Below are 13,179 nucleotides of genomic sequence, written 5' to 3'. Positions count from 1 at the left end.
ACGCTGGTCCGCCCAGCGCCACTTCCAGGTGAGTGCGGCGTTAGTCACTCAAGTTCTGTTAGCTAGCAGCGATCTTTTTTGTTCAAGGCCAGTCAGTAAGTTCGCCGTTAACTAGGCATTAACCATAAATACAAAAAGAGGGCGCCGTGGCGCCCTCAATGGGAATTCTTGGATTCAACGATGCTTAGAACTCGCTCCAGTCGGCGTTCAGCGCTGTGCCGCCCTGGCTGAGGTAAGAGCGTGCCGCACTCTTAACGCGGTCACGCTGAACCGGAGCGGAACCCGCCGCTTCACGTTTCGCGGGTGCAACCCGCTTTTGCTCAGACTGTTGGATTGTAAACACATCCACAACACGGTCGAGTTCGCTAGCCTGTGCTTCAGTCTGCTCGATGGCAGCATTGGTCTCTTCCACAAGAGCCGCGTTATGCTGAGTCATTTGATCGAGCGTGCGCACTGCAACACCGACTTCGTCAATTGCAGCGGCCTGGGCCTTGCTGGCCTTGGCAATCGACTGCATCAGCACAGCGTTCTCGGTCACCGCGCCCAGCATTGCCTTAAGCTGCTTGGCTGCACTCGACACGAGATCCGAGCCTGACTTGACTTCCTTTGCACTGGTTTCGATCAGTGCCTTCACTTCGGCCGAAGCCTCAGCTGCAGACTGCGCTAGGCGACGCACTTCGACAGCGACCACCGCAAAGCCCTTGCCCGCTTCGCCCGCACGTGCCGCTTCAACCGAAGCATTCAACGCCAGCAAATTGGTCTGGAAGGCAATGTCATCGATCATGCCCACAATGTTGGAAATCTTGGCGGAAGACTGAGCAATGCGATCCATCGCATCATTTGCCGTTTCCATCATCTTACCGTTGCGCTCGGCATCAACGGACACAGCATTGGCCGAAGCGTTGGCGTCGTCAGCCATGCGGGCGTTATCCTGCACGGTGCTTGCCAGCTGTTCCATCGCAGCAGAGGTTTGCTCGATCGTCGCCGCCTGTTTGGTGGTGCGTTCTGACAAATCATTGGTGCCGGAGAGCAGCTCGCCGGTTGCTGTCTTGAGCGTACGCGAGGTTTCGCGCAGTTGACCGATAACATCCGACAGACTCTCGGCCACGGCGTTGGTGTCTTCTTTGAGCTTGGCGAACGAACCCTGATACTGACCGTTCATCCGGCGGGTGAAATCGGCCTTGGCCATCGCCCCCAGCACATCGCCGGTCTCGCCGATACCACGGTCAACAGTCTCAACCAGCGAGTTGACACTAGCGGCCAGAGCATTGAGTTCACGATCAGGGAATTCAGCATGAACGCGCTTGGTGAAGTCGCCAGCAATAGCGGCGTCCACCACTTCGCCAAAAGCCGCCTGCAACTCGACCATCATGTCGGTGCGCTCAATACGGCGGCGCTCGGAGGCAGCGCGTTCTTCTTCTGTCATAGCGTTCACACGCAGACCGTTTTCGCGGAAAACCTCGACCGCACGCGCCATATCACCAACTTCATTGGTGTACTGAACATAGGGTACATCGGTTTCATACGCGCCCTTGGCGATCGCGTTCATGGTCGTTGCCAGCTTGGGAATGGTCGACATGATCAGCGAAGAAACCAGATAGCCGAGCACACCCAGAACAACCAAGGTGACCGCGCCAACGATCAGCAGAATCCACAATGTCTGCTGAATGCCAGCTTCGATATGATCTTTATCGAGGCCGACAAAGATGACGCCGATGACGTCGTTCTGGTGATTTGTGATCGCCTGATAGCCGATATAGTAGCCAACATCGCCATAGGAGCCCTCGCCCCGATAGGAACCGCTGGTCAAAACCGGGTTATAGGCAGGGTCGGTTTCCGCAAATGTCGAACCTAGGCTACGTTCTCCGCTTTCCTCTACAAAGCTCGATGTCAGCACGTTCAGTGGCTGGCCCGCTTGTTCCGCGCCGTAAATCATCGCAGTGCCACCGGTAAGACGGACAACAGAGTCGATGATGTTGTGGTTGATGAAAACACGCGGCATCGAAAATGCTGTCACGCGGCTCACGCTGCCATCTTCATTCCACTCGACCTTGGTCGAGGCCATCTCGCTGCTGATCAGAGAAACAGCGGTACGCATATGGTTCTCGAGCGTGACCATTGCGTCAGCGCGAGATTGATTGCTCAGCGTAATATATGTGGCCGTACAGACAGCTGCCGTCGATAAAAGAATGCCCGAAATCACCAATGTGGCGATGAGAGCGGTCATGCGGATTTTGCCGAAAATTTGCATAGCTATAGACCAGTCCCCAATATGTTCCCGCCCTCCGACCCCACGTTCCAAAGGCGGTTGAGCTGTTTAACCCCAAACTAGGATAAAGGGGCTTAACCAACTGTTATTACGAAAAAAATAACGCGAGCCATCGCTGACCCGCGTTAAAGATTAAACACTCAAAGATACTGACTTCAGAAGTCGTTCCAATCTTGCGAGACCGCAAGATTTCCTTGAGAACTTGGGCCACGAGAAGAATATTGACGCGACGGGCGCTCAGTCGCCGTAGGCCTCATTACGCTCGCTTCACTACGATGATGCGCAGGTGCTACTACAGCATCGACAGCGAAGACTTCGACAATCAAGTCAAGTTCATTCGCCTGCGATTCAGCCTGAGCAATAGCGGCGTTAGTCTCTTCGACCAAGGCAGCGTTATGCTGGGTCATTTCATCGAGCTGACGCACCGCGGAACTGACTTCCTCAATGGAATTTGCCTGCTCCGAACTCTGCTGAGCTATGGTCTCCAGCGCCTTGGTATTTTCGCGGATCGCGTCCAGCACGCTCGCAAGCTTGCTTGCCGCGTCATTGACGAGCTTGGAGCCCGTTGCGACTTCAGAGCTGGACTGATCGATCAATACCTTGACCTCGGACGAGGCTTGCGCCGCCGACTGAGCCAAACGGCGCACTTCTACCGCAACCACGGCAAACCCCTTGCCAGCCTCGCCAGCACGTGCGGCTTCCACCGAAGCGTTCAGCGCCAACAAATTGGTTTGGAAGGCGATATCGTCGATCAAACCGATGATGTTGGAAATCTTGGACGAAGACTGAGTGATCCGGTCCATCGCTTCATTGGCCGATTCCATTACGCGGCCGCCCTCTTCTGCGGTCTTGGTGACCTTGGAGGCATTCTGGCTCGCAATGCTCGCCCGCTCCGCATTTGAAAGCACTGTGGAGGCGAACTGCTCCATAGCCGCGGATGTTTCCTCAATCGTCGCAGCCTGACGTGTGGTGCGCTCCGACAGGTCATTCGCCCCTGAGAGGAGTTCGCCCGTTGCATTCTTGATAGAGCCGGAGGTGTGGCGAAGCTGGCTAACGACCTCGCCCAGCTTGTCAGCAACGGCATCTGTATCTTCACGCAATTTAGCGAAAGCGCCTTCGAATTCGCCCTCCATGCGGAGGGTAAAATCAGCCTCGGCCATGGCGGAGAGCACTGCGCCAATTTCACTGACACCGTGATCAAAGGCACCAACGAGCTTGTTAACGCCTCCAGCTAGAGCATTAAGCTCTGCGTCTGGGAACTCAGTCTTAACGCGGCGCGAGAAGTCTCCAGCGATAGCTGCATCAACAACCTGCCCAAAGGCATCTTGCAGATTGGCCATCATCGTGCGACGAGCATCCTCATCAGCCACGATACGCGCAGCTTCCGCCTCAGTCATTTGGCTGACGCGCAGACCATTTTCGCGGAAGACTTCAACGGCGCGGGCCATTGCCCCCACTTCGTTCTTGAAGCCGGTATAGGGCACCTCGATGTCGTAATTGCCCTCGGCAATCACATCCATAGTCTTTGCCAACCTCGGTATGGGTCGGGAAATGAGGCGCGATGACACAAAACCCAACAGAGCAAAGACGATGGTGACGGGAATGCCCACCATACCAATAACGCCTAAGACCTCGTCTGCCGCAGCATTGACATTGGCCATAGGCGTGCCAACCAAGATAGCACCCATCATGTCACCCTTGGTGCCAACAATAGGCTGAATGGCAACAAGGTAAGGGACGCCCTGCAAAGTCATCTGCGAGCGAATGGTTTTACCTTGCCCCAGCAAGGCAAGTGTTGGATCGCCACTGGCGATACTTGCACCAATAGCACGAGACCCATCGGCGGCCAGGAGTGTCGTGGTCTTAGCAACCAGATCCCCAGTCTCCTTTTCCAAAACATAGATAGCGGCGTCTTGCTTTGTGACGCGGCTCACGCTGTCGATGACATCGTTGTCGTAAAAAGGCGGCACAGCCCAGCTTTGGAAAGAAACAATGCTGCCATCCTCAGCCATGGTCAGAATAGAGCCCGATATTCGGCGCTCTAAAATAGTCGCTGCAACAGCTAGATTTGTGTCTTGCTGTATTTCGCTCTCGTCGATCGAGCGCTGATGCATGGTCAGGTAAAGTGTATGAGATATAGCACCAACCGAGCCAATGATTGAAACCATGACGAGGAGCAAAATGCTCGTAGTCATGCGCACACTGCCAAGCAGTTGAGAGATTTTTTTCATGTCTGTCCCCCACGGCCAAACGCGGACATAGCGCTCATTGGCCCATTGCGGGAAACATTAATTCAAACACCTTACTGAATAGTTCTAAACTACTCTCATCGGCTATTTTTATCAGATTTGGCTATTTTTGTTATTGCGATCCGGTCCTCGCATCGCAATCAAAACTCCCGCCACTCCTCGTCGACAGCAGCATTGCCAGGGCGCAGATAGCTCCGAGCCTTGCGGGACAAATTAGCCTGCAATCCGCGCGCGCCCGCGACGGTCGAAATGCGCGCATCGGGCTGCTGTCGCTGACGGCTACTGATCGCAAATATATCAACAATACGATCCAGCTCGCTGGCCTGGTTTTCTGTTCTCTCGATCGACGCGTTCATCTGCTCAACCAGCGCCGCGTTACTCTGGGTCATCTCGTCCATCGTGCGGACAGCAGAATTGACCTCCTCAATGGAAGACGCCTGTTCCCGGCTTTGCACTGCAATGCCATTCATCAATGCGCTGGATGATCGAGCAGCCGTGAGAATATTCTGAAGATGATGTGCCGCGTCAGCCACCAGGCGCGAGCCACCCTTCACCTCTTGCGCACTCTGTTCGACCAATTGTTTGACGTCGGAAGACGCTTGAGCCGCAGACTGAGCCAAACGGCGCACCTCGACGGCAACGACGGCAAAACCCTTGCCAGCCTCGCCCGCGCGGGCCGCCTCGACCGAGGCATTGAGTGCAAGCAGATTTGTTTGGAACGCAATATCGTCGATCAACCCAATGATATTTGAAATCTTGGACGAAGACTGGGTAATGCGCTCCATGGCCTCCGTGGCCTTACCCATTACCTGACCGCCTTGCTCAGCGGTTTGGGTAACTGAGCTCGCCACATCGCTGGCTTCACTCGCGCGATTGGCATTCAACATGACCGTGGACGCCAGCTGATCCATCGTCGCCGACGTTTCTTCGATAGTTGCTGCCTGGCGCGTGGTGCGCTCGGAAAGGTCATTCGCTCCAGAGAGTATCTCGCCGGTTGCCGTTTTGAGCGTTCCAGATGTCGAACGCAACTGCCCGACGATGTCGGTCAACTTATCGGCGACCGCGTTGGTGTCATTCTGCAGGCGCGCAAACGCTCCTTCGTAGTCGCCCTCCATCCGAAGGGTCAGATCGGTCTGCGCCAATGCCGAAAGCACTTTCCCGGTTTCAGCTATGCCGCGATCGACGGTTTCGACCAGTTCATTGACAGCATGAGCGAGTGCATTGAGCTCATCATCAGGAAATTCTGCCCCGACACGTTGCCCAAAGTCACCCGAAGTTGCTGCCGAGACAACACGTCCAAACGCCAGTTGCAGCTGCTGCATCATTTGCGCACGTTCTGCCTGGCTTGAAATAATGCGCGCGGCCTCTGCCTCAGTCATTTCGCTGACACGCATAGCGTTGGCACGGAAAACTTCGACGGAACGCGCCATTGCACCAATTTCATCGCCGCGATCCGCTCCTTCGACCTCAGAATCAAGGTGCCCGCCCGCGAGCGCGTCCATCGTCCTCGTGAGTTTACTGATGGGTTGGCTGATGCTGCGGGCGAACACCAAGCCGAGCACCGCGGCAATGCCCAACAAGGCGCCACCGATTAACAGCGTCGAGTTGCGCATCTCGTCGACCGCTGCATAGGCTTCTTTCTCGGGCTGCACAGCTACAACAGCCCAATCCACACCGTTGACGGATATGGCTTGCGCCCGCACGACCATGGCCGCATTGCGGTAACTATTAGAAATGCCTTCGGCGCTACTGCCCGCAAAGGCAGCGGAGATCAGAGGGGTGTCGAGCGCAGTGTTGAGCACATCAAGCTCTTCTGTGTGGACACTTTCGCTGCGCAAAAGTCCGTCCTTGCCGACAACCACAACCTCCCCGCTTTCCCCCAACCCGGAAAGGGCACCAACGCGTGCGCTCATCGCATCGGGAGCGATCGACAAGACCATGACACCGACGTTTTGGTCACGCTCAAACACAGGCATCGCCATAAAACTCTGCGGCGTACCGGTGGGTGAGTAGAGCGAAAAATCTACAAAGCTGGCTTGGCCATCCTTAAGCTCTCGTGCGCTGGCAAAGGCCTTCCCTAGGCCTGAATCCTGAGAAGCGCGATCTGTCAGCACATTGTTGGCAAAATCATCGTTCTTGGCGACCGAATAAACGACGTCGCCCGACGCGCTGATCAACAAAACGTCTGAGTAGCCACGCTCTTGCTGCAGAGTACGAAAGCCGGGATGATACCGCTTATGGGGCGCGTCGTAAGTTGCCCCTTTGGGGGTACTATCGGTCGCCGCGCGATTTTCGGGCGTTGGATTTTCGGTGATGTAGGCGACCTTGAGTTGGGCAGAAGCTTTCTCTGCCAAGCCCATCCGCAGCTCATCGAGCGCCCGGGTTAGGTTTTTGGTGGCTGTGACCGTATCGGATCGCTGCACGAAGAGGCGCAAATCCACTTCAGCTGCAGCGAAATAGTCGCTGACTTGCGTCGCGGCCGTGCTGAGAGAGGCCTGCATAGACAGGTCCCGCTGCGTCTGCACGGTGTTCAAACCAATAAAATAGCTCGCAAAACCAACGCCAGCGCTAACTACCAATGCTGAACCAACGACAGCAAGCGGCAGCTTCTGCGCAACTTTAAGTTGCGGAAACAATCCCATTACGCCCCCCATATCTGCCCGAGCCCAATCGATAAGCGCAAACCTCCAGCGCTTATCTCAGACCCCGCAGTATACTTTGCTCATCATCCCCATGAGCATGGTAACGATATAAGTCTGACCTTAAGCACTTCTTACAATCGCGATGAAAGTGTGAAGTTTTGTCGCAGCAAGCTCATGACAGTCAAAGAAAAACACCCGACCTTGGTAAGGCCGGGTGTGTACAAATCTTTGATTTAAAACCGCGTTTAGGTCAGCGCGCCAATTACGGCTTCGATGCGCTTTTTCATCGTCGAAGCATCGAATGGCTTGATGATGTAATTGTTTACACCAAACGAAATGGCTTCCTTGACCTGTTCCTTGTCAGAACGGCCGGTTGCCATAATGAACGGCATAGCCGCCGTACGCGGATGCTTGCGAATGACCTTCAACAAGGTCAACCCGTCGATATCTTCCATGTTCCAGTCGGAAATGATCAGATCGACATTGGCCTTTTCGAGCTTGGTCAGAGCGTCGCGACCTGACTTGGCTTCAATAATGTCTTTGAAGCCAAGCTGAGTAAGAATGTACTTACAGATGCCGCGCATGGACTGCTGGTCATCGACGATCAGAACACTGACAGCGCTTGCCTTGGGCATGGACTTTAAACCTTCTACACGCCTTGGGGTGGAGCCCCAGAGTTTCCTTGGACCTTAGAGAACAAGGGTTACAATTATCTCAATCTTGACCAAAGCTACGCTGCTGATTTGAGCTTTGCCAGCGCGTTGGCGAGCTTTGTCGCGATCAGGTTAATACTGGCCTGCTCAACCACAGCGCCTTCTTCAAAGGCGACACGTGGCATGCCGTAGACCAGCGAGGACGCTTGGTTCTGCCCAACAGTGTAGGCACCAGCCTCGCGCATCATTTTAAGGCCTCGGGCCCCATCGCGGCCCATGCCGGTCAGAATTGCTCCAACGGCCATATGGCCGACGCTTTTCGCAACAGATTCAAACAGCACGTCCACACTTGGACGGTGCCCACTCGTCTGTGCTTCCTGCCCAAGGCGGCATTTCAACTGCCCAGATGTCCGCTCGACACGCAGGTGATAGTCCCCTTTGGCAACGTAAGCGTGGCCCGGCTCAAGAACCATTCGGTCTTCAGCCTCCAGAACTTTTAACGCACAAAGCTCATCCAGTCGGGCGGCGAAACGTCCGGTAAAACCGGGCGGCATGTGCTGCGCAATGACCACCGGTGGACAATCAATTGGCAAATCGGACAAAACCGTCCGGATCGCCTCAACCCCACCCGTCGACGCGCCGATAGCGATCAACGCCCCCTTGGGGGCCGCAGCGGTGCGTAGGGCTTCTTTGCGCACCGGTTCTCCACGCGCAGCAGTTCGCCCACGAACGTCGGACTTGGCAGCTGCGCGGATTTTTTCGCGCAGACCGGCGCCGAAGGCCTCGAGTCCACCCGAGAACTCAGCGCTCGGCTTGGCGACGAAATCCACCGCGCCGAGTTCAAGCGCCAAAAGCGTTTCACTCGCCCCTTTTTTGGTCAGGGTTGAGACCATGACCACAGGCGTGGGGCGCAAGCGCATGAGTTTTTCGAGAAATGCCAACCCGTTCATGTTTGGCATTTCAATATCAAGCGTGACCACGTCGGGATTGAGTTGCTTGATTTTCTCGCGCGCTTCTAGAGGATCCACTGCGGTGCCAACGACTTCGATATCACCCTCTCGGGTGAGCATCCGGCCGAGCACTTCGCGGATGAGCGCCGAATCGTCGACGACCAAAACCTTGATGCTCATTTATGCAGCTCTTCTATTCAGTTTCTCGCGGGACTGGTAAATCGTCTTACCAACCAGCCGGAAAGCCTCACCACTCGTTCCCAGATTTTCTGAGTGACCGATGTAAAGAAAGCCTTCTGGCGCCAGCATTTTTCCTAGGCGCGAAAACACTTCACCCTGCGTCGGCTTGTCAAAATAGATCGCGACGTTTCGGCAAAAAATCGCATCAAACGGCCCCTTCATCGGCCACTGGCCAATAAGGTTCAACTGCTTGAAGGAAATGAGCTCACGAACCGCTTGTGGAACGCGGATCATGCCATTGGATTTTTCAAAATGACGGGCGCGCTCGGCGCTCAACCCGGCCAATTCACTCTCTGGGTAGACACCCATCGAAGCCTTCTGGATCACAGAGGTGTCGATGTCTGTCGCTAGGATTTTGAAATCCCAACGCTTGAGCTCAGGAAAGGCCACAAGGAGGTCGAGACCGATGGTGTAAGGCTCTTGTCCTGTGGAGCACCCCGCTGACCAGATGCGCAGACGCTGGCCGCGTGGACGCTCATTGATCAGATTACCCACGAATTGGCGCAAGTGATCAAAGTGATGGTCTTCGCGATAAAAGCGCGTCAAATTGGTCGTCAACGCATTGACGAACTCCTGACTGTCCTCGGCCGAACCCCCTTTTTCAAGGAAATCGACATAGGCGTCAAAACTGGGCAAACCATGAGCACGCAGGATCTTGGACAGGCGGGAAATAACCAGCGTCCGCTTCGCATCACTTAGAGAAATGCCAGCGACGGTATAGACCCGCGCCTTGATCCGCGCAAACTCGCGTTCGCTCAGGGAATATTCTCCCTGCTCCATTTTTACCCTCTCCAGCCGGATTTCTATCCGGCGGCCCGCATCGGGGTGATCCCAAGGCGGCCATTAGCGGTCGTCCGGGCCAATTCTGCCCGGGTGGGCATGTCTGTGACGCTGCCCTCTGTCTGCATAGTCGCCGACTCATTGCTTAGATTGCGTAAATTATCTTGCAGTGCCTTGGTGATATTTTGCAGCGCATCAGCCTCCTCAAGGCCCGCACGTGCCTGCGTCCGGCCCTGATCCGCAACAACACGTATGTCTTTGGCTGAACGATTGGTAAGCTTACTAAGCTGACGGACCTCGTCTGCCACAACGGCAAACCCCGCGCCTTTTTCACCGGCTCTCGCCGCTTCTACGGCCGCGTTGAGTGCGAGAAGATTGGTACGGAAAGAAACATCCTCAATCCCTGCCGTCATGCGATCGATCTCAGCAGTTAGACGGTCCAGCTCGGCGACAAATTCATGTGTCCGCTGTGCAGATTTGTCGGCTTGGCTGGCTAGGGAGCGCGCATCTCCTGCCTTGCGCGCGGCGTCGTGAACCCGCGCTTCCATTGCCTTGAGCTTTGTTACCCCCTCAGCCAAAGCTTGGCGTCCCAGATCGGCCTTAGCCTCAAACTCTCTCGCGCGCTCTTCAAACTGGCCAAGCAGTTGCTTGACGGTCGACAGCTTGGTCTCGAGCGCTTCTCGCGTGTTGATCTGATCGTCATGGAAGTCGTCAAAGGCGGAAAGCAGATCCAGAACCTGTTGGCCCTGCTCGGCAAAAGGCAGATTTGGATTGCTGAGCTTTTCGGTCTTACCGGCTATTGTGCTTTGGAGTTGAGTTAAGCCATCGCCCATCATGCCCAACGCCTCATTGATTGCGGACAGCGCTGGAGCGTGTTTGATAGACGAGACATCAAACCGGAAGCCGGTCTGCCCACTCGCCAAAGCGCCGGCTAGCGCGTCCAAATCATCATGCTGGACCAACTGCCCGGTCGGTTTTATTTCGAGGGCGTAGCCACCACCTGGCAAGGAATAACGATTGGTGTTCATACGGATACCACCGAGCATGAGGAAATCCCGTGCCGATGCGCCGGGCCCCAATATGGTCTCGATACTGTCTCCAACCTTGGCCGCTGGCACCAGCTCCCGTAGTCCGCGACTAAGGGCGGTCACCTTGCCGAAACTATCAACGATCAAAATCGCACTGTCCAAGTGGACGAGCGCTTGTTGGTAGCTGTGAGCAACCTCAACGCGCTGCGCTAGTCGCGCGCTCATCGCGGCGATTGTGTCGAGCTCATCAGCCCGTTCGCTCAGACCTACGGTTTGCCCCAGTTTTGCGAGGTCTCGTCGGCTGGTTTGCGCTAATCGATTGGCTAGAAACACTGAGCCGGCGACACAAAAAGCGGCAGTTCCACCAACCGTGCTCAGCCACAGAGAACCGGGCCCCATTGCAACATAAAAACCAGCGCTAAGCGCCCCACCGACCAACCACATGGCAGATGTAGAGACGGCCAGTCGCTGGAAGCAACCGGGTGATAATGAAGCGGGGGGCTGCACACTCTTGACCGTCATAGCGTTAACCATACGTCAAAAATGGTTAACCAATCCTATAGCCCCATGGTGGGCCGTAAATTCTGGGTAACAGCGGTTAAAAAAGTTCGATATCCACCGCTGGCGCAGGAACGACCACCCGACGACGCGCAATCGCCAATTCTTCTCTTGCAACGTTCGCACCGACATCGGCGTCGAGACGCTTTACAAAAGCTCTCCCAGAATGGGGCTTGAACAGCACGCGGCGGGCATAGGACCCGCCCAGATCTTCACTCGTCGTTATATAACCTTCGTCATGGAGGAACGAACGGATGAACTCGATGTTCTTGGCGCCAACATCGTCCAATGTCGTCGCAATTTTGCCACCGCCGAAGACCTTGATCTCGAGGTTAGGCTTATACCCCGTGCCTGCAGACAAAACCTTGTTAATAAGCTGCTCCATGGCGAAGGCGCCATAGCGGGCAGAAGCACCAAACCGGTCTCGCGAAGACCCTGACTGCTCGGCGAGCAAAAAGTGATTCATACCACCAATATTGGCTACGCGATCCCGAACACAGGCGGAAATGCACGATCCCAACACGGTCGAAAAGGTCACATTCGGATCAGATGAGACATGACAATCTCCCTGATGCACGGAGGTTACCACGCCACGATCAAATTCTGGCGGCAAGGAACTGGGGAGGACCATGAAGTGGTATTACTCTTGAGGCTATTCCGTCATGATGATAGCGGACTAATGTTAGCCAAACGCTAACCACCCCTTACGAGCCTCCCCAAGTGTGCATCGGTGAAACGTGAGATTCAGGATTTCACGTTAGGGTGTGCTATCGGTGCCAGGAAGACTTTCAATGTCGCTGCAAAAACTCGCTAGAGAACTCGACGAGACCGGACGCCAGACGTCCGAAATGCTCGAAGGTATTTCGCAGGCGTTGACCCTACTCGCACAAAAGCCGATTGGAGATGACCCCAAGGTGAAACAAGCCGTTCACCTGATCATCACCGCGCTGCAAGGACAGGACCGGATCGAGCAGCGGTGCCGCAATATCGCCCTTGCCGCTCGCCAGTTTGCTCTGCTGCCGCCTACCGCACCAGAGAGTGTCTATGCGGAGATATGGGAAAGCCTCACCCTGGATGAACTGCGCGTTCCAGAGCTTTCCGGAGTCGCTAGAAACCATTCGAGCGGCGACGCCGATTTGTTTTAAAGCTTTTGGGACGGCGCCCAACGGCGCCTTTCGCTCTTCTGACATCGACAACAAAAAAGGCGCCGGTCAGGGCGCCTAATTTTCCACAAAACTATATTTCGACGCTATTTATGCGTCTAGACGCGCACCGCTTACCACGGCGTGTAGATCGATGAGCCCAACCATACGGCTGTCGTGGGTTACGATCCCATTGAGCAGCTCGGTATCGATCGCATTGCCTTCTGGCACATTGTGAATGTCGGCACGGTTGACGGTGAGAATATCGCTCACGGCGTCTACGAGAATTCCGACCCACTTATCGCCAACACTCATCACCACCACGACGTGGTTTTTGGTCGGCGAGGTCTGGCCATCGCCAAAGCGCGCGCGCAGGTCAAAAATTGGAACAATGGTGCCACGCAGGTTGATCACGCCACGTACGAATTCACGGGTGTTTGGCAGCGGGGTTGCACCGTTCCAGGCGCGAATTTCGCGCACCGTGGTAATCTCCACACCATAGGTCTGATCGCCAATAGAAAATGCGATCAGCTGAAGAGTGTTTTGACCGGCAACAGCGGTGTTGTCGCCCATATCATCTCGAAGGCTCAATGATTCCATTGTTCTGGCCCTTTGCTGCCCTTCTGGGCACCTAACTGAGGTTGAATTCTACACCCGAAGGTGACGAC

At 55.3% G+C, this 13,179-nt stretch carries 10 protein-coding genes; 1 reads left to right on the top strand and 9 read right to left on the bottom strand.

Annotated elements, in window-relative coordinates; genetic code table 11:
* Positions 1-184: 184 nt before the first annotated feature.
* From JHC09_RS12115 to JHC09_RS12080, 8 genes are all read right to left on the bottom strand, one after another.
* The gene (locus tag JHC09_RS12115) at positions 185-2,227 is read right to left on the bottom strand and encodes a methyl-accepting chemotaxis protein (protein WP_199532135.1); all 2,043 of its coding nucleotides are present in this window, start codon (positions 2,225-2,227) and stop codon (positions 185-187) included.
* 197 nt (positions 2,228-2,424) lie between these two features.
* Positions 2,425-4,500 (bottom strand): methyl-accepting chemotaxis protein, encoded by a 2,076-nt coding sequence (locus JHC09_RS12110; protein ID WP_248309002.1) that lies wholly within the window; start codon positions 4,498-4,500, stop codon positions 2,425-2,427.
* Positions 4,501-4,658: 158 nt separating this feature from the next.
* Positions 4,659-7,160, bottom strand: coding sequence for a methyl-accepting chemotaxis protein (locus JHC09_RS16965; RefSeq protein WP_248309001.1), 2,502 nt, complete (start codon positions 7,158-7,160; stop codon positions 4,659-4,661).
* Between the two features lie 245 nt (positions 7,161-7,405).
* Positions 7,406-7,795 carry a response regulator gene (locus tag JHC09_RS12100; RefSeq protein ID WP_169195573.1) on the bottom strand — a complete coding sequence of 130 codons (390 nt, stop codon included), beginning with the start codon at positions 7,793-7,795 and terminating at the stop codon, positions 7,406-7,408.
* A 95-nt stretch (positions 7,796-7,890) separates the two neighbouring features.
* Entirely contained in the window at positions 7,891-8,943 is a 1,053-nt protein-coding gene (locus tag JHC09_RS12095) for a chemotaxis response regulator protein-glutamate methylesterase (RefSeq protein WP_199532134.1), read from the bottom strand.
* Positions 8,944-9,783, bottom strand: a complete 840-nt coding sequence (locus JHC09_RS12090) for a protein-glutamate O-methyltransferase CheR (protein ID WP_199532133.1) — start codon at positions 9,781-9,783, stop codon at positions 8,944-8,946.
* Positions 9,784-9,806: 23 nt separating this feature from the next.
* A complete protein-coding gene (locus tag JHC09_RS12085; RefSeq protein WP_248309000.1) occupies positions 9,807-11,333 on the bottom strand; it encodes a methyl-accepting chemotaxis protein in 1,527 nt (508 codons plus the stop codon).
* A gap of 76 nt (positions 11,334-11,409) precedes the next feature.
* Positions 11,410-12,000, bottom strand: a complete 591-nt coding sequence (locus JHC09_RS12080) for a chemotaxis protein CheD (RefSeq protein WP_169195577.1) — start codon at positions 11,998-12,000, stop codon at positions 11,410-11,412.
* A 160-nt stretch (positions 12,001-12,160) separates the two neighbouring features.
* On the opposite strand from JHC09_RS12080, the gene JHC09_RS12075 reads away from it, so the two are divergent.
* The gene (locus JHC09_RS12075) at positions 12,161-12,514 is read left to right on the top strand and encodes a hypothetical protein (RefSeq protein ID WP_199532131.1); all 354 of its coding nucleotides are present in this window, start codon (positions 12,161-12,163) and stop codon (positions 12,512-12,514) included.
* A 108-nt stretch (positions 12,515-12,622) separates the two neighbouring features.
* Here the strand turns inward: JHC09_RS12075 and JHC09_RS12070 are convergent, their stop codons facing one another.
* Positions 12,623-13,111 carry a chemotaxis protein CheW gene (locus tag JHC09_RS12070; RefSeq protein ID WP_169195580.1) on the bottom strand — a complete coding sequence of 163 codons (489 nt, stop codon included), beginning with the start codon at positions 13,109-13,111 and terminating at the stop codon, positions 12,623-12,625.
* Positions 13,112-13,179 lie beyond the last annotated feature (68 nt).

This window comes from Devosia sp. MC532 (assembly GCF_016461625.1).
In the GTDB taxonomy this organism is placed as follows: domain Bacteria; phylum Pseudomonadota; class Alphaproteobacteria; order Rhizobiales; family Devosiaceae; genus Devosia.
This window is presented reverse-complemented; position numbering and strand designations above follow the sequence as displayed.

Excerpts from the sequence above, each read along its gene's own strand:
- JHC09_RS12115 (WP_199532135.1), bottom strand. The coding sequence starts at position 2,227 with ATGACCGCTCTCATCGCCACATTGGTGATTTCGGGCATTCTTTTATCG.
- JHC09_RS12110 (WP_248309002.1), bottom strand. The coding sequence starts at position 4,500 with ATGAAAAAAATCTCTCAACTGCTTGGCAGTGTGCGCATGACTACGAGC.
- JHC09_RS16965 (WP_248309001.1), bottom strand. The coding sequence starts at position 7,160 with ATGGGATTGTTTCCGCAACTTAAAGTTGCGCAGAAGCTGCCGCTTGCT.
- JHC09_RS12100 (WP_169195573.1), bottom strand. The coding sequence starts at position 7,795 with ATGCCCAAGGCAAGCGCTGTCAGTGTTCTGATCGTCGATGACCAGCAG.
- JHC09_RS12095 (WP_199532134.1), bottom strand. The coding sequence starts at position 8,943 with ATGAGCATCAAGGTTTTGGTCGTCGACGATTCGGCGCTCATCCGCGAA.
- JHC09_RS12090 (WP_199532133.1), bottom strand. The coding sequence starts at position 9,783 with ATGGAGCAGGGAGAATATTCCCTGAGCGAACGCGAGTTTGCGCGGATC.
- JHC09_RS12085 (WP_248309000.1), bottom strand. The coding sequence starts at position 11,333 with ATGACGGTCAAGAGTGTGCAGCCCCCCGCTTCATTATCACCCGGTTGC.
- JHC09_RS12080 (WP_169195577.1), bottom strand. The coding sequence starts at position 12,000 with ATGGTCCTCCCCAGTTCCTTGCCGCCAGAATTTGATCGTGGCGTGGTA.
- JHC09_RS12075 (WP_199532131.1), top strand. The coding sequence starts at position 12,161 with ATGTCGCTGCAAAAACTCGCTAGAGAACTCGACGAGACCGGACGCCAG.
- JHC09_RS12070 (WP_169195580.1), bottom strand. The coding sequence starts at position 13,111 with ATGGAATCATTGAGCCTTCGAGATGATATGGGCGACAACACCGCTGTT.